This is a genomic window from Bartonella sp. MR63HLJHH (assembly GCF_042194155.1).
GTDB lineage: Bacteria > Pseudomonadota > Alphaproteobacteria > Rhizobiales > Rhizobiaceae > Bartonella > Bartonella grahamii.
Genome location: NZ_JBHIMN010000002.1, coordinates 158,738 through 179,114, shown reverse-complemented (window position 1 = coordinate 179,114; position 20,377 = coordinate 158,738). Strand labels below are relative to the sequence as shown.

Below are 20,377 nucleotides of genomic sequence, written 5' to 3'. Positions count from 1 at the left end.
TAAAAATGCTTATCTTCTATTATATTAAGGGCATCTCCTCCTAAAATGAAAAAATGCTTACAATGGGGGCTGCTTTTTAAAATACGTATGAATGCTTATGAATAGTGCGCTATCCGTGTGATGTTAGCTTGCATTCTCATCAGCGATGAGCTGTAAAAAGGCTTTCTTTTTAACCGTTGTGAGAGTTCTAAATCTTTTGAGCAACAGGTATTCCTCTGTGCTCGATGCGATTTCATCATGATGATATGGGGGCTGTTGTTTTGTTAAGATATCCGCGTAAAAAAAGGAAAGTGGAACATTCAAAATATCAGAAATTTCCATTAAACGCCCTGCGCTGACACGATTTAAGCCTTTTTCATATTTCTGGATTTGTTGGAAAGTGACGCCTAGATGTTGACCTAATGTTTTTTGAGACATCTTCAACATTTTTCGTCTCAAACGAATTTTTTTGCCAACAAAAAGATCAATATTAAGATTTTGAGATTGCATTTTTCCCCGCCGGTTGCGAGCGCCCTCGCATTAGTATTCCGGGAGTCTAAAACTGAACTCAAATCAGCATCTTGCTTTTAGTGCTAAGAAGCACCTGGACATAGCAAAATCTCCCGGAATTCCGGGATACCCACAAAGTGGGATAAATTCATGTTTGAGTTTTCGGGTTTTAGAGCCCTATTGGTCGTTGCGTATGCGACCAAAACATCTTTTAATTCATAAAGTAATTTCAGGAAATTTACAATAAAAATTAAAATAGTGTCTCTTACCGTGTCGTTTCTTAAAATGGAGGGGTGGCATGTTTTGCATTCAAGCAATAAAGCGTTCACAAAGGGGACTTTGAATAGCACACACTATCGCGTTATGTTAGCTTGCATTCTCATCAGCGATGAGCTGTAAAAAGGCTTTCTTTTTTACCGTTGTGAGAGTTCTAAATCTTTTGAGCAGCAGATATTCCTCTGTGCTTGATGCGATTTCATCATGATGATATGGGGGCTGTTGTTTTGTTAAGATATCCGCATAAAAAAAGGAAAGTGGAACATTCAAAATATCAGAAATTTCCATTAAACGCCCTGCGCTGACACGATTTAAGCCTTTTTCATATTTCTGGATTTGTTGGAAAGTGACGCCTAAATGTTGACCTAATGTTTTTTGAGACATCTTCAACATTTTTCGTTTTAAGCGAATTTTTTTGCCAATAAAAAGGTCAATATCAAGATTCTGAGATTGCATTTTTCCCCGCCGGTTGCGAGCGCCCTCGCATGAGTATTCCGGGAGCTTGAAAGTACTGAAATCTAATCAGCTTTTTTTGCTTTTAGTGCTTAAAGCACCTGGACATAGCAAAAACTCCCGGAATTCCGGGACACCCACAAAGTGGGGTAAATTCATGTTTAGATTTTCGGGCTTTCAAGACCCTCTTGGTCGTTGCGTATGCGACCAAAACATCTTTTAATTCATAAAGTAATTTCAGGAAATTTACAATAAAAATAGTTTTTTACTTACAAAATTTGTTTTTTAATGAGAGGCTATTCGCCTCTTAAACCTCTCTGGAACGATTACCAAAATCATGATATCAGATCCGTGTTTTTTGAGAGGGTTAAAAAGCCTTAAGTTTTAAGATCAAAAGAACTTTGGACGCTTAAAAGTTAAACATTTTCAATTCTCTAGTATTGACAACATAGCCAAGAGTAATTATTTTCAATATTCAGGAATAGAAAGGACATATATTATGAAGACCACCCTTTCTCCGCTAATTTCAGAGTTCGAAACTGTTGAACAGGAAAGCAGCTACACTGCATGGCTGCGCGATAAGGTAGCGAGAAGTCTTGCAAATCCATATCCTCCTATTCCGCATGATGAGGTTATGGCTGAAATGGAAGTTATAATCAGTCAGCTTGAAGCTGAACAGGAAAAGTGATGCTTCCGGTTGTTTGGTTGTCTTCGACGCGCGACGATTTGCGTCAGATTTTAACGTACATTGCTCGCGAAAATTCATCTGCTACGCGCCGAATGAAAAGGTTTTTAGAAGCCTCCGTACTGCCATTGGCAGAACATCCATATTTATACAGACAGAGTGAGAAGGTATTAGGATTACGAGAAATTGTAGCGCATCCAAATTACCTTATATTGTATCGAGTAGCTGCAAATCAAATCGAAATTGTAGCTGTAGTACATGCCTGACGTGAATTTCCTATTTTTCTTTAATCTAATCAGAGGCTATCTGCCTCTTAAACCTTTCTGGAACAATTACCAAAATTATGACAACAGCCCCGCGTTTATCAAAGAGACTAAAATGATTTCTTCTATGGTAATGAATTCACACGCAGTCTCTTCATTTAAATTTGCACAATTGCTTGCTGTTTGAGGAAGGGTGGGGGGTGATCGTTTCTTTGAGCCTATAGGATGTGTGTGTCTGTGGAATGTGGTAGGGTGCCTTGTGGTTTTGGGCGTGCGCTTTAAAAAATAAACATAAGCATTATTCAAATTTAATTTAATGCACGAGTAATTTCATTTATATTAAAAGAGAAATCAGCTTCTCCTAAGCGCTCTATAAGTTTGGGAAATGTTTCTTTTACGTGTTCTTAAAAAGAAAGGTAGTAAACTCCACCAACATCTGAAAGCATTTCAATGCCTTCTTTTTGTAGAATAGCAATCCTCTCAAGAGGAAGTGCGGCAGCTAACATGCCCATTTCGAAAATAACGTTTTGTCGTGCACGGGGTTGAACTTTTTCTGCACCTTGAGATATAGCATAACCCATGTCATCATGCGTGAGGAGTACAATACCAAAACCTATAGAACTGTCACAAATTTCTTTTTTCAAAGTTTGAATGATGGTTAAACCATTACCACTCGTGTTTTGTAAGATGTATGGTTCGAGACCAAGCTTGAGAAGAATAAGTTCAAGCTCCTTTAAGGCATAACGATCGTGACCATGAACGATAAAGATTTTTTTATTTGAGGTATTGGGGGCAGTTTTTGAGGAAGGAATCGTTGATGTTTCTTCTAGATGCTTTGCTAAATCTTCTATTAACTTTTGTTTTATGTTTTCTTTGCCTTGAACGTTGATTGTTCCTGTGCTTTCATACCAATTAATAACGCCTCCTTCGGAGGTTTTGATCTGATATCCTTTAGAAGAATTAAGTGATAGAGACTTAATTTCTATGATTTTATATCCAGCTGTTTTAACTATATCTTTAAGGTCTTCGAAGGTTCCGCTATATTTCACTGTTTATATTCTTTCAATATTGCTGGCTATTAATATAAAATGTTGGTTTATTTTTATAACTATTTGAATTTAAATAGCTTTATGATTTCATGTTCTTATACGATGCACAAAAAGAAACGGTCATCTTCCATTCAATTGATTGAAACGTGGGAAAACTTGACTAAATGATGGGAAATTTTACTGCGTGATGAAGCGATCTGATTGAATTGTGAATAAACGAAACGAATTTTTCTCCTATTTGTATATGCCGTTATGTGCTCTATATAAGAAGCACGAAAGTTAACGCTTTATTATAAATTCTCCTCCTATATTACAAGGGGGTGTTTTCACATTTTTCTTGCATTGTTTTAAGCAGTATTAAGGGGTTGTCGTTCCCAAAAATCACTTCTTCTACAGCAATGAATTCACATCCAGTCTTTAAGACTTCATCAAAAGTTGAAAAATCGCTTCCTGCTTGGATAATGGCGGGGGTTTGCATAATTTCTGCCCACCATGTTGCTAACTGGAGATTGCGGGGGTGCGCATGGGGTTTTTTATCAGCCCCTAATTTGCCAAAAAATAGATAATCAACACCTGTTTCCGCTGCAAGCATAGCACTATGGCGATTGCGTAAATTGCCAAAGCCTATGATTTTTTGTTCCTTTTGCTGATTTTTGAAGCTTTCAAGAGCGTTAAGATCATCTTCTATGTGCAATCCATCAGCCTTTATGCGTCCAGCAATGCGGCTGTCATCAGCGATGAGAAGGGCTGCGTCATGATGTTGAATATCTTCTGCGTAAGTTTGTGCTTGTTGTTGTAAAAAAGAGCTATCATCTTTCAACTTTTCAGAATCATAGAGGATGACGCATGCAAAAGACTTTGTTTGCAAAATTTGCTGCAAAAATGGGTGTGGGGTGTTGCGCCGAACATCGAGTGTTAAAATCAACTGAGGGAAAAGAGGCGGATCAATTGGTTTATTTTTTTGTTCTGTCATGTCAAATCCCTGTTTCTTAGAGAAAAATAATGCTTAAAATTAAAGTTTCATTCTATTATGCTTATTTTGCGATGAAAGTGACCACCATTTTCACGTAATTTAAAGGATTTGTGGGTGTGTGGGAGCCTGCTTATGAGAAATGAGAGTGTTTTTAAGCATAATATGTCGCCTTTTTGCTGTGATACATGTATGGATTCTTTTCGTTCTTTTACCTTTAAAAAAATTTTGCCTTTTAAAAAATAAACGCTTAAAATGAAACTTGACTCTTAAAAATTAAAATTTCATCCTGTTGATGCTTGTTGGCAATAAGGGTAACCACCATTTTTATGGGACTTCAAGGGGTTTGTGGCGTGTGGGAGTCCACTGATGAAATACCAAGGTGTTCTTGAGCATAATACTCAACCTTTTCACCGTGATACGCGTATTGACGTTTTTCGTTCTTTAGCCTTATTGACGATTTTCATCAACCATATTCCCAGAACGATCTATGAGTCTTTTACCCATAGAAATTTCGGTTTTTCTGATTGTGCAGAAGTGTTTGTTTTGCTTTCAGGGATTGCTCTTGGGTTAAGTTTTCATGGACGGTTACAGCAAAAATCCTTTGCTTTTATCATCCGAAAACTGTGGTACAGAGCTTTGCAGCTCTATGGCGCATATCTTTTTACTACTTTTGTCACGTTAAGTCTTTTTTTTGCTGCCTTTTTATTATGGCGAACAGAAAAACTTTTATCAATGAATAATATGAGACTCTTTTTTACAGAGCCTGTTACCGCATTTTTGAGTACCTTAAGTTTTGGGCATCAATTGGGATATAATAATATTCTTCCACTTTATATCGTTTTGATGTTTTTTGCGCCTTTTATCCTTTATTTGAGTTGTAAACAGACAAAGTGGCTGCTTTTGGGCTCGTTTACGCTGTATCTTATCTGCGGATTTTATAAAATTGCTCCTCCTTCTTATCCCTTAGAGGGAAAGTGGTTTTTAAATCCTTTGTCTTGGCAATTCTTATTTGTCATAGGATTGACCAGTACTTTAGCGCTTAAACAAGGAAAAACAATCGCTTTTCAGTCTTTTTGGATTGTTTGTGCGGCAGCGTATCTCTTGTTGGCGCTGTTATGGGTTCGCTTAAACTGGTGGGGTATTTTGGGGTGGCTTGGCTGGTCTTCCCCATTGCTGAACTTTAATAAAACCTTTTTAAGCTTGCCACGTTTACTCCATGTTCTTGCATTAGCCTTTTTTATTCTTTCTTTGCCCTGCATCAATAAATGGTTTTATGTCTCTCAGAAACATCCTTTAGCAATCTTAGGAAAACATAGTTTACCGGTCTTTGTAACGGGAACCATTTTTGCGATGTTTGGACAAATTATAAAAACAGTGATGACAGGAACGTTTTTTTCCGATACCCTCTTAATAATAACGGGTATTGCTCTGCAATTTGGAGTCGCCTATTATTGTGAAAGACGGCGATCTTGGCAGTGGTCCTTTTCAAGGAAACTGATCCGTTTATAAGAAAAACGGTCCTGTAGTGTTTGTTGGGTGCGTTAACCTTAGTATAAAAAGCGCGTTGCGCAAAAAAATTAAAAGAGGTAGCAGTTTAAAAAAAAAGCGTTCTACACAGCAACAAAAGAAACTTTTTAATACTCTATTCGTTGAGTGGTGTAATTTTGTGCTGATACTTGGAGTATAAAAGCGTGAGTGTACATAAACGTCCATATGATGAACCTATTATCATGATTGAGCATAATGCTTTTGAAAATGCTTTTAATCGTCTCTATGAAGAAACAATGGCGCTGATTGAAAAAACCGCAGCGTATATTGACTCAGAAGGGAAATTAGTGGCACGTTCCCTTTCGGCAGAAGTTTCTGCAATCTATGCGAAAGAAGCTATGTATTTAAGTACACGACTGATGCAAATCGCTTCTCAACTCCTTCTTCTTCGGGCAGAGCGCGAAGGGGAAATGTCATCAGAACAAATAAAAAAAGAAATTGTAAAAGTGTCACTTCATACACCAACATTGGAACTTGAAACCCCTCATTGGCATGAATTGCCAGAAATTTTCCGCCAATTTGTTTCTCATTCATTGCGTTTAGAAGCGCGCATACAGTATATGCGTGCTGGGTGGGAAACTGCAGCCTCCTGTGCCTTAGAAGATGATAATCCAGTAGGAAAACAAATCGAATTGCTCAAAACAGCCTTTGGGCGTTCTTAGAGGTATTTCTTGGCTTTGCGCGAAGGGGAAATGTCATCAGAACAAATAAAAAAGCAATTGTAAAAGTGTCACTTCATACACCAATATTGGAACTTGAAACCCCTCATTGGCATGAATTGCCAGAAATTTTCCGCCAATTTGTTTCTCATTCATTGCGTTTAGAAGCGCGCATTTTTTCGTTTAGATATGCGGCTGTAGTTTAAGCGCTCTGGTAAATAAGGGGAGGCTGTAGTTTAAGCGATCCAGTGGGAAAACAAATCGAATTACTGAAAACAGCTTTTGGGGGTGTTTTGAGAAGAATAGCGCCTTGCTTCTTTCTTGCGATATTTAGAGCAATCTACCCATTTTTTACAACCAAAATGTCACAACTAAAACCAATCTAGAGTGCTTTTTTCTGCCTAATTTCTATTTGAGCGTAGGAAATATCTTGAGCTTATAGCTGAGAGGTATTGATTTCGAATTATGGCATGGGATGGGGTATGGTTGGTCTTGTGGAAATCGGCTTTGATTGATTGCAGCTGGAACACTTTCTGTTGATATATCGTGTGATTTTGTTTTGGCTATGATAATGATCAGGCGCTAGATAGAGCTGGGGCTTGTATATCAATTTATTTATGCTCTATAACTTATGCCTATAAAGTTGCTGTAGAGCGTGTGTTAATGAGGATGATACACATTGTGTCAGTTTTTGGGCTTCTCTTGTTTTGAATGGAAGTTATTTTCTTCGCGTAAAATAAAACATCCAAAATAAAGTGCCATATAATGAATGCCTCAGGGGTTCTCTGTGCCCCCATGCAATGTCCCCTCTCTATGCAATGACATTGTGGTGTAATGGGCATATTCAAAAACACCTCTCAGTTCTTGTTCACATCCATTGAGCTCCCTCATCTTAACGCTTGCAACGGAGCAAGCCGGCACCATCATCATATTTGCCAGTCCCCAGTGTTGCGACAAGTTCTTGGCTCTTGAGATGGTTCATTAGAGGCATGTTTAGTCCTTTCTTGTACAGTTTCACTCCATACGGAAATCCCACGTGTGATGTGCAGATAAAAGATTTTGATTGATTTTAGTTATGCTTCATAAAGTATGTTCCATAAAGATGCTGTTCGTTGCGTTTTATAATTGTATAAATTGGGGGGGCATGACCATCTTTTGACTGGTTTTGTCTTGTGCTGCTGTTTTGTTTGTGGTCTTGTCTTTATTCACATCTTTATTCACAGGGGGGAAAAGTGTATAGACTGTAGTTTATGGCAGAGACGATTCGTATTATAGGCATTGATCCCGGATTACGGCGTACAGGGTGGGGCGTTATCGATGTTGCTGGTAATCGTCTTCAGTTTATTGCAGCAGGGACGGTTTCTTCTGATGTAAAGTGTGAGCTGGCTTCCAGATTATGTCAGATCCACAAAGGTCTTTCAGAGGTTGTGCATCAATTTATGCCCCATGAAGCCGCTGTAGAACATGTGTTTGTTAACAAAGATGCTACAGCAACTTTAAAACTTGGGCAAGCGCGTGCAATTGCACTGCTGGTTCCTGCGCAAGCAACTCTTCCTGTTTTTGAATATGCGCCCAACAAAGTGAAAAAATCGGTTATTGGTGTTGGACATGGGGCTAAAGAACAAATCCATATGATGGTAAAAGTTCTACTCCCACGGGCTGAATTTGATAGCAGTGATGCGGCTGATGCTCTTGCTCTTGCTCTTTGTCATAGTATGCATCGTAAGAGTATTGACCGATCTTATCAGGCAAGGATGGCGATATGAGTGGGGTGGCAACATGATTGGCAAATTAAAGGGCACCCTTGAACATATCTTTGATGATCATATCCTTCTTGATGTGCACGGTGTGGGGTATGTTGTTTTTGTGTCAAATCGGCTGCGTCCTTCTTTGCCTTCTGTTGGGGAGGCGTTAAGCCTTTTTATTGAAACGCATGTTCGGGAAGACGCAATCCGCCTTTTTGGTTTTGCTACAAGAGCTGAACAGGAGTGGTTTTGTCTTCTACAAAATGTTCCTGGAGTAGGGGCGAAGGTTGCTTTGGCAATCTTGGGTACTTTATCGCCAGATGAACTCGCACAAGCTATTGCCTTAAACGATGTTGCGATGATTAGTCGAGCGCCGGGCGTTGGTAAAAAAGTCAGTGAAAGAATTGTGGGTGAACTGAAAAGTAAAACACTCCCCTTTGAACAAGCGGTCAAAACTGTTTCGGTTTCTCAGCGAGAGATGACCAATCAACCTGCGCATGACGCGCTTTCCGCGTTGATGAAGCTAGGGTTTGAACGGGAGCAAGCATCCCGTGCTCTTGCTCTTGCGATGAACGCTCTTGAGGAGGAAACTGTTTCTTCTGCCCTGCTGATCCGCCATAGTCTCAAATTGCTTTCTTCTCCTACTTAAAATCAAGGTAACAATGCATAAAGATGAAGATAAACGCCTTCTGGGTTCCGCTCCCCTTCCTAACGATCCAGATCGTTCCTTAAGACCACAAGTTCTCGATGATTTTATTGGTCAAGAAGCGGCACGGGCTAATTTAAAAATATTTATTGAAGCAGCAAAAACGCGGCAAGAAGCGCTGGATCATGTTTTGTTTGTAGGACCTCCGGGGTTAGGAAAAACAACGCTTTCACAGATTATGGCAAAAGAATTAGGCGTTAATTTTCGCTCTACTTCAGGACCTGTCATCGCTAAAGCAGGAGATTTAGCCGCTCTCTTGACCAATCTCGAAGAACGTGATGTCTTGTTTATTGATGAAATTCATCGCTTAAATCCGGCGATTGAGGAAATTCTTTATCCAGCTATGGAAGATTATCAACTTGATTTGATTATTGGGGAGGGGCCGGCGGCACGTTCGGTGAAAATTGATCTGGCTAAATTTACTTTGGTAGCGGCAACTACACGTTTGGGGCTTTTGACCACACCGCTGAGAGACCGTTTTGGCATCCCAATTCGTCTAAATTTTTATACTATAGAAGAATTGGAATATATTGTGCAGCGTAATGCACGGCTTTTTGCCGTCAAGATCAGTGATGATGGTGCTCATGAAATTGCACGCCGAGCACGGGGGACTCCTCGTATTGCTGGGCGGCTTTTACGGCGCGTTTGTGATTTTGCTTTGGTTAAACAGGCAAAACAAATTGACCAAAAAATCGCCGATGAAGCGCTTTCGCGCCTTGAGGTCGATCATCTTGGGCTTGATCCGCTTGACCGTCGCTACTTGCTCCTGATTGCGGAAACTTTTTTAGGGGGACCGGTGGGGATTGAAACAATTGCTGCTGCTTTATCAGAACCACGCGATGCCATTGAAGATATTGTTGAACCGTATTTGCTCCAACAAGGTTTTATTCAAAGAACCGCTCGTGGACGCATTCTAACTGAAAAGGCTTGGAGCCATTTAGGGCTTTCTGCTCCTGCCTCTACAACGTCTATACAAAGGCGTTCTCAACTTTCTGATGCTCAAGACAATTCATCACTTCAGACGTCTTTATGGGATGGGGAAGATGACTAAGATATTCTCTTTATTAAAAGAAACTATGTGAATATTTTATAGCAAGGTCATAAAATACAAGAGACGTGCTTCTTTTAGTATATTCTGACCAAAAAGGTCTTGCACGATTAAGGGGGGGCTTTTTCTTTTCACAACTTCAACACAAAAATGTGTTCAATCTTTTGATTGATAAATAATTTGCTATATTAGATGATTTTATGGGACATGAAGCCAATGACAGAAATAACTCCTTTTAAGAGCAATCATACAAATGCTTTTCATAATTTTCAGGTCCGCGTTTATGTTGCGGATACAGATTTTTCCGGAGTGGTTTATCATGCGCGTTATCTTGAGTTTTTTGAACGAGGACGTTCAGAGTTTTTACGGGATACCGGTTTTAATAATAAGATGTTAGCAGCAGGGGTTGAGGGGGAAAAACTGTTTTTTGTTGTGCGTCATATGGAAATTAATTTTTCAAGACCAGCTAAAATTGATAATCTTTTAGTTGTTAAAACACGTGTTACTCATATCCAAGGGGCACGCTTTTTTATGGAGCAATCTATTTTGCATGAGGCGACCACGTTGGTAACAGCTAAAGTTGAAATTGCTCTGATTAATGAGGAGGCAAAACCGCGACGTTTACCCAAAGAACTTTTTGCAAAAATGCTTGGTTAAAAGTGTTATTCATTGAGCGAGCAGCTTCAGGAGAGATCAGGGGATGTAAAGTAACCTACAATCTAAGACCATACATTTATCATAGCCTAAATGTTTCCCAACAAGGTCACATGATACATCAAAAGAAAGCACCTCTGCTACAATAACTACACTAAATTGAAGATGATATCCCACAAAATTAAACACGCCTCATCCATGTTATGATTCAAAATCAATGTCTCATCATCCATTTTCTGCTATAAACTCAAGATATTTTCTTTCTTTTGAAGAAAGGTTCGTTGGCATAAGAAAACAGCAGAAAAGTACAAAACAAAAAAGAAATAAAAAATGGATTAAGATTTATTTTTATAAAAATGCACATACCCAGCACAATATTGCAATAAAGTGATAATAAGCTATTAGGTCAAAAATTTTCTCAAAACACCCAAAGAGTATTTTAAGCAATTTGATTTGTTTTTTACTGGATTGTCATTTGGCATCACAAGAGCGCATGTCCCATCCATTTTCATCCATAATGCATGACTTTATCTGTGCTCCTAAACGCACTGAATGAGTGAGAGATTAATGTATACAAAGCAGAAATGTATTCTGGATTTAAAGTTTCAAAAGCATATTATTTTATATAATAGATTGACTTAGAAAGATAAATTATCACTTCTCACGGGTACAAACCCCAATAGAGTCATAGAGTAAAATACTTTCATTTCAAATCTGTTCATGTTGAAACAATTAAAATCATTTGCTTATACATCATAAGATGAGCAATATAAATCATTGAAAAAATTGTAAAAATGTTTCTTATGGATCATTCTCAATGCAATAACGATCAAATATCGCAAGTGAGCAAAGAGAGCGAAGAAGCCGGTTTTCATGAAGTAAAGATGTGAAAAGGCTTTTTTTACGTCATAGAAGCTTTTACGTTATACTATGGTGTCAGAGAGACGATGGGCATTGAAAGGGGCGAATTCACAACACAATGAGACTATATGAGACTTACAATAGATTATATGGGACTACAATAGGGGTGCATGGGTGAGGCGCATTGTTGTGAGGCATTTTATGGTGGTTTATTGTCGTTTTTGTGCCCGAGGGTATCCCCGTATTAAATTCGATGAAAAATGAGAGAAACAATAGTCTGAGGCAAAGCGTAATCTTTCATGATTATAACATATTTATTTATAATGATAATTCATTGCGTTGTCACTTTTGGATAATTCTGAAACTTGTAAGATTTTTTCTTTTCAAGCCCTATTGCTGTGAATTAATCAAAAACATTTTCTTACATGTCACAAGCGGGGTTGGTGAGTGGATACAATACAGAAACACTTGAGAAAGGAATAAAAATGCCTCTTATGAATCTTTTCAAGTGCTAAGATTTATCGCTGCATTTTGAGCTTAAAACGTGTATGATGTTTTAGTTTTTTTTCATGAGCGTAAAGGTGGTGGTGCATAATAGATTTGATATCATGCATTTTTATATCTTTTGTTTTTATAGCATTTATGGGGAAGGCTTTATCGTTATATTTTTCATAAATGCTGTTGTGAAATGAGGGGGGGCGTGTGTTGAGGGATGTCTCTCGTCATCACTTTTTAAAGAAATTTAAGAAACAAGTCTTGTTTTAGCACATGAATTTATGTGAAACTAAGGTTTTTTACTTAAATTTAGAAACTATAAAATAATCTGTTTTATAGAATTTTAAAAAATACACCTTTTATTTAGAGGGACAAAAATTATGCCGCATGGTGAACTAACGAATCCGGAAACAATTGGAATGTTGCATTTGTTTATGCAAGCGAGTTGGATCGTGAAAGGTGTTATGATCGGGTTGCTGCTCGCTTCCATTTGGAGTTGGGCAATTATTTTTGATAAAATTTTTACGTATCGGAGATTACGGCGTGAAATAAAGCAGTTCGAACGTACATTTTGGTCAGGCAAAGCGCTAGAAGATCTTTATGCATCATGTAAAAGTCAACACACCAATAGTATATCCGCCGTTTTTATGGCGGCGATGATTGAATGGAAAAAATCTCTTGAAAAAGGGACCCATACATCGAAAAGTTTGCAGAGCAGAATTGATAAGGCTATGGATTTGACGCTGGGACGTGAAAGTGAAAAAATAGAATCAAAATTAAGTTTTCTTGCGACACTGGGATCTGCGGGGCCCTTTATCGGACTTTTTGGAACAGTTATTGGTATTATGGAGTCTTTTCTTTCTATTTCAGCTTCTCAAAATACATCACTTGCCATTGTCGCGCCAGGGATTGCAGAAGCGCTTTTAGCAACCGCTATTGGTTTGTTTGCAGCAATTCCAGCCGTTATTGCTTATAACAAGTTGACTCATGAAAGTGCGCGCATCATTGCACAAATAGAAAATTTTGCCGATGAATTTTCAACAATTGTATCGCGGCGTATTGATGAAACACGCACAGCACCTTCCTCATTATAAAAAGGAGCTTATCCCATGGGAATTTCTGTTGCTTCTTCTTCTCGAAAAAATACACGCAGGCGCTATCATTCACGAAGCCAACTGATGAGTGAGATCAATGTCACTCCTTTTGTGGATGTCATGCTGGTCTTGTTGATTATTTTTATGGTCTCTGCCCCCCTTTTAGTGAACGGTGTTCCTCTAGATTTGCCTCATAGTCAAGCGGGTCCCGTACGAGCTCAAAAAACGCCCCTTACGGTTTCACTTGACGCGCAAGGGCGCTTTGCCATTAATCAAGATTATTATGAAACGTCACAAGCACTGATTGCACACCTTAAAACTCTTCTGGAAGAAGATGCTACACAAAAAGATCAACGGGTTTTTGTGCGGGTTGCTAAAACTGTTGAATATCAGCAAGTATTAAAACTGCTGGCGGATATTCAAAAAGCGGGGTTTTCTCAAGTTGCGTTAGCAAGTCTAGCACAATAAATAATAAGTAATAAAATTTTCGCATAACCTGTTGTTTTTAAAGTGTTTAATAGAGCTCAGAGTGATTAAAAATGAAAAAATATAAGTCATAAATAAGGCATAAAGAATGAACAAAGACTCCTATCATAGCATGAAACGAGGCTTGGCTTTATCCCTTGTGGTCCATGTCATTTTTCTCAGTTGGGGAGCCGTTCAGTTTACAAGCTCTGTCTCTTTACCACAACCATTGGAAGCAATTCCCATCACTCTTGCTCCTTTAGTGGACGAGTTGTCCTCTCAACAAGGATCCGTGAAGGCTCCCATCCGTGCAATCCCTGCCGTTAAACCAACTATGCAACCACAAGAGAAAGAAGATGCACGCCATATTGGAGAGGGACAAATAGATAGTCTAGCACCTTTTCAACCAAAGGAAAAACTGCGTCCTGTTGAAACAGCATCGCTACCACCAAGCAAGAACACGTCAGAAACATTTGCACCCGAACTTACAAAACCAGAATTATTAGAAGCAAAAACAGAGGATACTCCCAAAGTTGCGCCTGAGATGCCTTTGAGAGCACCGGAGGATACCCCCAAGGTTGCACCTGAGATGCCTTTGAGCGCGCCGGAGGATACCCCCAAGGTTGCGCCTGAGATGCCTTTGAGCGCGCCGGAGGATACCCCCAAGGTTGCACCTGAGATGCCTTTGAGCGCGCCGCCGGAGGATACCCCCAAGGTTGCGTCTGAGATGCCTTTGAGCGCGCCGCCGGAGGATACCCCCAAGGTTGCGCCTGAGATGCCTTTGAGCGCGCCGGAGGATACCCCCAAGGTTGCACCTGAGATGCCTTTTAAGGCGCCGGAAGATGCGCTCAAGCCTGCGCACAAAAATGAAGAGATGATATCGCCAAAAGAATTGGCTCCAACGGTACAGAAGGTACCAGCAGAACAGATTGTTCATCAAGCGCCCAAAATTACACTTCCAGAAAAATCTCTTCTTCCACAGTTTAAACCAAAATTTGACGAAGAATTTCCAAGGAAGAATGCGGCTGCATTGAATCAAAAGACGCCAAAGCTTAACAAGAAAAACCAAGAAAAACAGACTATTGAAGATATTTTAGCACTGGAGGAAAATAATTTGCTCAATCGTGCGCGGTCACAAGGAGGGGGAGCAAAACGTTCTCATACACCAGAAGCTTTGGGCGCAAGAAAAAACATTGATGATACCACAAAAATGGCACAAACATTGGTCAATATTGCGGGGGCATGTATTCAACAGAAGCTTAAACTTGTGGCGCTTGGTGGCGATTTAAAAAACCGTCCGGTTGTGCGGTTGCGATTTTATTTAGATCGTGAAGGGATGGTTGTGGGCGATCCTATCATTGATCCCGTAAGCGGTCTTGAGAGTCAACAAGCTATTATGATAAGGCAGGTGTACGCCGCTGTCTTTTCATGCCAACCTTATGCAGATCTCCCACGTGATCAATATGATCTATGGGGGCAAGGTTTTGACTTTAATGTTGATCCCCTCCAAGAAATCAGATGATAAATGAGAAAAAATAAATTGGCTTAACGAAAGGACACATTCCATGATGACTATAACGAGACATAAAGTTTTTGCTTGGTTTATTGTCACTTGTGGGTTGTGGCTTTCAAGTATTTCATCGGGCTATGCGCAATTGAAAGGGACTATTTCGAGCGCTGATTTTAATCCCATTCCCATTGCAATTACAGACTTTATTTCCAATGATTCGATTGGGTTGAAAATATCTGCTGTGGTGACAGCCGATCTTGAGCGGTCGGGGCTTTTTTTACCGCTTAATAAAGAAAATTTTCTTGAAAATATTTCTAATCCTAATAAACAACCGCATTTTGCGTCTTGGCAGAAAATAAAAGCGCAAGGTTTAGTTACGGGGCAAGTCATGAGAGAAATCGATGGACGTTTGAGGGTCGATTTTCGTTTATGGGATGTTTTTGGACAAAGACAATTGAAAGGACGGCGTTTTTATACCGCGACAGAACGTTGGCGGCGTGTGGCACATATGATCGCAGATGAGATCTATAGTGAGATGACAGGAGAAAGTGGTTATTTTGATACACGAATTGTTTTTATCGATGAAACAGGCCCCCAAAATGCACGCATTAAACGCTTAGCAATGATGGATCAAGATGGCGCAAATTTGATTTATATGTCTGATGGAAGTGAATTGGTGCTTACACCACGTTTTTCCCCAAAAAGACAAGAAATGACCTATATGGCTTATGAGGACAATCAAGTACCTCATGTTTATCTTCAACAAATTGAAATGGGACAAAGAGAGTTGATCGGAACGTTTAATAACATGACAATTGCTCCGCGTTTTTCTTCTGATGGACAAAAGGTCATTATGAGTTTGTTACAAAATGATGGCAGTGCAAATCTTTACACCATGGATTTACGAACCCGTACGATGACGCGACTTACAACAACTTCTGCTATTGATACTTCTGCTTCTTATTCACCGGATGGAAAACAAATCGTCTTTTCCTCAGATCGTAGTGGAAAGCCGCAAATCTATAAAATGAATGCGGATGGGAGTGATATTCAGCGTATTTCTTCAAACGAGGGGAGTTATTCGACACCTATTTGGTCTCCACGGGGTGACTATATCGCCTTTACAAAACAATTAAGCGGACAATTTTCTATCGGTGTTATGCGCCCTGATGGACAAGGAGAACGAATTTTAACCACAGGGTTTCACAATGAAGGACCAACTTGGGCACCCAATGGTCGTGTGCTGATGTTCTTTCGCAAAAATCCCGGTATGGGACCAAAAATCTATACGATTGACATTACAGGACGCAATGAACGTCAATTACCCACCCCCAATGATGCTTCGGATCCAGCATGGTCGCCATTGCTCAATATACAGTAAAACAAAATGCTTAAAAACAGAACATAGAAGGAATATAGTCTATACAGTTTCAAGTTTACACAATCTCAATTGTCTTTAATTATTTAAAAGAAGGAATCGATTATAGTGGGCATGGGGAGTTATGTAGATTTCATCTATCATCTACGGTTGTTTATCGACAATAGAATTTCCTTGGGGGAAAATGCTTAAAAAATTCAAAAACAACATCTTGAAAAAATATAGTCGAAAATTCTGAGGTCTCTAGATTTCAACTTTTTATTCAAAGTGTCTCTCTATATTTTTTTGACTTCCTCTTTGATTTGGTTTGCGAAGAGTCCAGACTCTTGTCAAGGGTGTTTTTCTGCTGCTCTCTGATGTGTTTTATTCAAGTACGCTGTTGTTTTAGGTCAGAATATTGATTGATCGGTAATAGCAAAAGGACAGATTTTTAAGATAAATGACATTATTTTATGAAACATACGATGCCATAAAGTTAATGCTATAAAGTCAAAAATTTATCCGCAACGGATTAGAGAGATATATCGGCTTTTGGGATAATACTTTGCTAAACAATCAGCTCTGGCTTTCCATTTGCTTATTTTTATTCTGTGATGTTGTAAAAACACTGTCATTTGAGGTGTGGCGATATAAGGCATATAAACTTCCTTGAGATATTTAAGTGTTTTTTAAGTGCATGGCGAATATTTAGGGGAGTGTGTATTTTTTGAGCCTTAAGTTTCAAATGAATTCCATGAGTGATTCGTTATAGGAATACGTCAAGAAAATCCGAATTGTTTACAGACCAGATCATCTTCATTACTTGAGGGTGGGGAGGTTAATCTTAAAGAACAAAAAGATTAAATAGAGAGGGGTTATAGGGATAATCTTTGGGGCATGTAAGAAAGGCGTGAGACTACAGAGTTTTTTATGCTTTCTTTTTTGGGTTATGTTTTCTGGAATTAATGGCGGTTTTCTTGTTGCACCAATGGTTAGTCCCCGCTATTGATGCGGGGCTTTTATATGTGCGGATAAAGAGGCGAGGTGACAGATGCTTTTGAAGCCCTCATGAATGAAGAGAGGGCTTGTGCAAATGATAGGAATTATACAGATAATTTTGCCAAAATCTCATCGCTGACATCAAAATTGGCATAAACATTTTGTACATCATCATCTTCTTCTAATGTTGAAATCAGTCGTAAAACGGACAAAGCTTTTTCTTCATCTATTGGTGCAAGGGTGGTGGCTTTCCAAATCGTTTTAATCGATTCTGCTTCACCAAGTTTTGCTTCAAGTGTTTTGGAAACTTCACCAATATCTTCAAATGCGCAGGTAATATGATGTCCGGTTTCTTCTGATTGCACATCTTCAGCACCGGCTTCAATTGCTGCATCCATGATGTTATCGGCTGTCCCTGCTTCTGGCTTATAGATTATTTCACCAATCCGATTAAACATGAAACTGACCGATCCTGTTTCTCCTAGGGCTCCTCCTGATTTTGTGAAGGCGGCGCGCACATTTGAAGCGGTGCGGTTGCGGTTATCAGTTAAAGCTTCAACAATGACGGCAACGCCACCTGGTCCATAGCCCTCATAGCGTACTTCATCATAATTTTCGACATCGGTACCTGAAGCTTTTTTAATCGCGCGTTCAATATTATCTTTCGGCATCGATTGTGCTTTGGCATTTTGAACAGCCAGCCTTAAACGTGGATTCATGGCTGGATCAGGAGCACCTTGTTTTGCTGCTACGGTAATTTCCCGCGCAAGTTTAGAAAATATTTTCGAGCGCATTGCATCTTGACGCCCTTTACGGTGCATAATATTTTTAAATTGTGAATGGCCAGCCATAGTTTTCCTTCCTATTTTAGGGCTTTCTTTCCAGTTGGATACTCTTTAGAATTTAAGGCGACAAAACACGCATCCCACCAGAATAAATGTGCCACAGCATGAGGTGAAGTAATCGAATAAATCCTTTATAAGAAAATTCATCTTAAAGGTAAAGACACCTTAGTTGAGGATCATTACAAGAGAGATCTCTTGTCGTTGAGCAAAAATAACGCTATAACAGAATGTAATCTCATGGCAAAATGGTTTATTCCATGCCTCGCTTTGTTTTAGGAGTGGTTGGAGAGACCTAACATATAAAAAGTTCTAGTGCTCTTGAGTGGGCGGTAACCGGCCTCATAGAAGAGGCGCAGAAGAGGATTTATAAAAAATGGCAACGCAACTTTTGATGCCCAAAGCAACAGCTGTTTGGTTGGTTGATAATACAGCTCTTTCTTTTGATCAGATTGCAGAATTTTGTAAATTGCATGTTTTGGAAGTAAAAGCTATTGCCGATGGTGATGCGGCTTATGGTATTAAAGGTTTAGATCCGATTAGTTCTGGGCAATTGACGCGCAGTGAAATTGCACGGGTGGAGGCTGATCAAAACGCACGCTTGAAAATTTCTCAATCTAGGGTGCATATTCCTGAAAAAAAACGCAAAGGGGCGCGCTATATCCCTCTTTCTCGACGCCAAGATCGTCCCAATGGTATCCTATGGTTGGTTACGAACCATCCCGAGTTGAAAGATGCACAAATTGCACGGTTGATTGGGACAACAAAAGCGACAATTGAACAAATCCGCCTTAGAACCCATTGGAATAGTGCAAATTTGGTTCCTCTTGATCCTGTAGGACTTGGTTTGTGTTCGCAAATCGATTTAGATTTTGAGCTCCAGCGTGCGGCGAAAAATCGCCCTGTTGCTGCAGAAGAAGATAGGTCGTTGCTTCCCGCTTCTGTGACGGAAAACGCTGCCCTAGAGGAAAATGAGAGTGAAGAAAATCTGCATAAGACTTTTGATGCTGATAAAGTTTTTGCAAAGCTGAACGCGCTGCAAAAAAATCGTCAAGATCAAGATGATGCATAAAAAGCCATGACGTATAAGGGAAACATTTCTTATGGAAATGTTAGAGGAATGGCTGGAGAGAAGAAAAATTGGCAGAGACTCAAAAATAAAAATGATGACCAAAAAACAGAAAAATTTCGTCTTCATTAGGAATTAACGGTTATTCTTGAAAATATTTTTAAGAATTTACCCTTCTTTACGACACTCAAGGAGAAACGGACTATGCGCTCTACCCAAAAAACCCTCTCTTATTCCTTAGCTGTCCTCTTTTTTTTCGCACTATGCTTGGCTGGGTGTGGCAAAAAAAATGTCGGTGCACTTAACGGTATGAATGGCGCTTATATGAATGATGCTGGTTTGAATCAGGTGCCACCAGGCTCAGGACAAGAATTTACGGTTAATGTGGGTGATCGCGTGTTTTTTAGTCTCGATTCTTCTTCACTTGATGCTGATGCTGAACGTATTTTAACGCGCCAAGCGGAATGGTTGCTTCATTATCCTTATTATTCTATTATGATCGAAGGTCATGCTGATGAGAGGGGAACACGTGAATATAACTTGGCACTTGGACAGCGCCGTGCTGTTGCTGTGCGAAACTATTTGGTGTCTCTAGGTGTGTCTGAACAACGGATTCAAACAATTTCTTACGGAAAAGAAAGACCTGTAGCGGTCTGTGATGATATTTCCTGTTGGAATCAAAATCGACGTGCTGTGACAACGTTGAGTGACATGAATAGTCATTAAAAAGAAGATTGTTTGTTTCAACTATTCAATAAGCTCTTAAGGGGAAAAAGGAATGTATCGTAAAATCAATTGGAAAACACTCTTTTATATGGCGGTTTTCATAGCTTGTTCTACTTCACTTGTTCAAAGTGCGGCACGAAGGGCTTCCGAATATCCTGCACATGATACGGATAAAGTTGATGAAGTTGATAAGGCATCTAGCGCGGAGGAAAAAGCCACTGACACTGCTGATAAGGCTGTCGATGCAGTGAAGAAAGCACCTGAAGCAGCTGATAAAGCAGCATCTAGCGCGGAGGAAAAAGCCACTGACACTGTTAATAAGGCTATTGATGCTGTGAAGAAAGCACCTGATGCAGCTGATAAAGCAGCATCTAGCGCGGTGGAAACAGCCACTGACACTGTTAATAAGGC

Annotated in this window: 19 protein-coding genes and 2 pseudogenes; 16 read left to right on the top strand and 5 right to left on the bottom strand. The window is 39.5% G+C overall.

The genetic code is table 11. The annotated features are described in order from the left end of the window. Positions 1–123: 123 nt before the first annotated feature. On the bottom strand, positions 124–489 hold the full coding sequence (locus tag ACFIKQ_RS02180) for a helix-turn-helix domain-containing protein (RefSeq protein WP_273787687.1): 366 nt from the start codon (positions 487–489) through the stop codon (positions 124–126). Positions 490–855: 366 nt separating this feature from the next. Continuing rightward, a complete protein-coding gene (locus ACFIKQ_RS02175) occupies positions 856–1,221 on the bottom strand; it encodes a helix-turn-helix domain-containing protein (protein ID WP_375652711.1) in 366 nt (121 codons plus the stop codon). A 496-nt stretch (positions 1,222–1,717) separates the two neighbouring features. Between ACFIKQ_RS02175 and ACFIKQ_RS02170 the strand changes: the two genes are divergently transcribed. Both ACFIKQ_RS02170 and ACFIKQ_RS02165 read left to right on the top strand, forming a co-directional pair. After that, entirely contained in the window at positions 1,718–1,906 is a 189-nt protein-coding gene (locus tag ACFIKQ_RS02170; protein WP_375619989.1) for an antitoxin, read from the top strand. After that, positions 1,906–2,169: a type II toxin-antitoxin system RelE/ParE family toxin gene (locus ACFIKQ_RS02165; protein ID WP_375655767.1), complete on the top strand. Its 264-nt coding sequence runs from the start codon at positions 1,906–1,908 to the stop codon at positions 2,167–2,169. The genes ACFIKQ_RS02170 and ACFIKQ_RS02165 overlap by 1 nt, the downstream gene beginning before the upstream one ends. 401 nt (positions 2,170–2,570) lie before the next feature. Here ACFIKQ_RS02165 and ACFIKQ_RS02160 read toward each other — a convergent pair whose 3' ends face one another. Further along, positions 2,571–3,215 (bottom strand): TIR domain-containing protein, encoded by a 645-nt coding sequence (locus ACFIKQ_RS02160; RefSeq protein ID WP_375655765.1) that lies wholly within the window; start codon positions 3,213–3,215, stop codon positions 2,571–2,573. 310 nt (positions 3,216–3,525) lie between these two features. After that, positions 3,526–4,188 (bottom strand): thiamine phosphate synthase, encoded by a 663-nt coding sequence (locus ACFIKQ_RS02155; RefSeq protein ID WP_375655764.1) that lies wholly within the window; start codon positions 4,186–4,188, stop codon positions 3,526–3,528. 366 nt (positions 4,189–4,554) lie between these two features. Between ACFIKQ_RS02155 and ACFIKQ_RS02150 the strand changes: the two genes are divergently transcribed. From ACFIKQ_RS02150 to tolB, 11 genes and pseudogenes are all read left to right on the top strand, one after another. Continuing rightward, entirely contained in the window at positions 4,555–5,697 is a 1,143-nt protein-coding gene (locus ACFIKQ_RS02150) for an OpgC family protein (RefSeq protein WP_375655762.1), read from the top strand. Between the two features lie 182 nt (positions 5,698–5,879). Then, positions 5,880–6,398 carry a DUF1465 family protein gene (locus ACFIKQ_RS02145; RefSeq protein ID WP_015856950.1) on the top strand — a complete coding sequence of 173 codons (519 nt, stop codon included), beginning with the start codon at positions 5,880–5,882 and terminating at the stop codon, positions 6,396–6,398. A gap of 12 nt (positions 6,399–6,410) precedes the next feature. Next, positions 6,411–6,682, top strand: a pseudogene (locus tag ACFIKQ_RS09120) (DUF1465 family protein); the annotation flags it as partial. Positions 6,683–7,645: 963 nt separating this feature from the next. Next, on the top strand, positions 7,646–8,161 hold the full coding sequence (ruvC, locus tag ACFIKQ_RS02135; protein ID WP_273787693.1) for a crossover junction endodeoxyribonuclease RuvC: 516 nt from the start codon (positions 7,646–7,648) through the stop codon (positions 8,159–8,161). A 13-nt stretch (positions 8,162–8,174) separates the two neighbouring features. Beyond that, positions 8,175–8,789: a Holliday junction branch migration protein RuvA gene (ruvA, locus tag ACFIKQ_RS02130; RefSeq protein ID WP_375655760.1), complete on the top strand. Its 615-nt coding sequence runs from the start codon at positions 8,175–8,177 to the stop codon at positions 8,787–8,789. Positions 8,790–8,802: 13 nt separating this feature from the next. Further along, positions 8,803–9,897, top strand: coding sequence for a Holliday junction branch migration DNA helicase RuvB (gene ruvB / locus ACFIKQ_RS02125; protein ID WP_375613207.1), 1,095 nt, complete (start codon positions 8,803–8,805; stop codon positions 9,895–9,897). A 213-nt stretch (positions 9,898–10,110) separates the two neighbouring features. Continuing rightward, positions 10,111–10,551, top strand: coding sequence for a tol-pal system-associated acyl-CoA thioesterase (gene ybgC / locus ACFIKQ_RS02120; protein ID WP_375635534.1), 441 nt, complete (start codon positions 10,111–10,113; stop codon positions 10,549–10,551). 1,733 nt (positions 10,552–12,284) lie between these two features. After that, positions 12,285–12,998, top strand: a complete 714-nt coding sequence (gene tolQ, locus ACFIKQ_RS02115; RefSeq protein ID WP_375652716.1) for a protein TolQ — start codon at positions 12,285–12,287, stop codon at positions 12,996–12,998. Positions 12,999–13,013: 15 nt separating this feature from the next. Continuing rightward, positions 13,014–13,466, top strand: a complete 453-nt coding sequence (gene tolR / locus ACFIKQ_RS02110) for a protein TolR (RefSeq protein WP_273787696.1) — start codon at positions 13,014–13,016, stop codon at positions 13,464–13,466. 106 nt (positions 13,467–13,572) lie between these two features. After that, positions 13,573–14,985, top strand: coding sequence for a cell envelope biogenesis protein TolA (locus tag ACFIKQ_RS02105; protein ID WP_375655758.1), 1,413 nt, complete (start codon positions 13,573–13,575; stop codon positions 14,983–14,985). A 43-nt stretch (positions 14,986–15,028) separates the two neighbouring features. Continuing rightward, positions 15,029–16,354, top strand: coding sequence for a Tol-Pal system beta propeller repeat protein TolB (gene tolB / locus ACFIKQ_RS02100; protein WP_015856942.1), 1,326 nt, complete (start codon positions 15,029–15,031; stop codon positions 16,352–16,354). A gap of 1,079 nt (positions 16,355–17,433) precedes the next feature. On the opposite strand, the gene ACFIKQ_RS02095 is transcribed toward tolB, so the two are convergent. Then, the gene (locus tag ACFIKQ_RS02095) at positions 17,434–18,180 is read right to left on the bottom strand and encodes a YebC/PmpR family DNA-binding transcriptional regulator (protein ID WP_005774608.1); all 747 of its coding nucleotides are present in this window, start codon (positions 18,178–18,180) and stop codon (positions 17,434–17,436) included. A 367-nt stretch (positions 18,181–18,547) separates the two neighbouring features. On the opposite strand from ACFIKQ_RS02095, the gene ACFIKQ_RS02090 reads away from it, so the two are divergent. The 3 genes and pseudogenes from ACFIKQ_RS02090 to ACFIKQ_RS02080 all read left to right on the top strand — a co-directional run. Further along, positions 18,548–19,243 carry a DUF1013 domain-containing protein gene (locus ACFIKQ_RS02090; RefSeq protein ID WP_375611764.1) on the top strand — a complete coding sequence of 232 codons (696 nt, stop codon included), beginning with the start codon at positions 18,548–18,550 and terminating at the stop codon, positions 19,241–19,243. A gap of 201 nt (positions 19,244–19,444) precedes the next feature. Continuing rightward, positions 19,445–19,966 carry a peptidoglycan-associated lipoprotein Pal gene (pal, locus tag ACFIKQ_RS02085; protein WP_375655756.1) on the top strand — a complete coding sequence of 174 codons (522 nt, stop codon included), beginning with the start codon at positions 19,445–19,447 and terminating at the stop codon, positions 19,964–19,966. 52 nt (positions 19,967–20,018) lie between these two features. Then, a pseudogene (locus ACFIKQ_RS02080) lies at positions 20,019–20,377 on the top strand (tol-pal system protein); the annotation flags it as partial.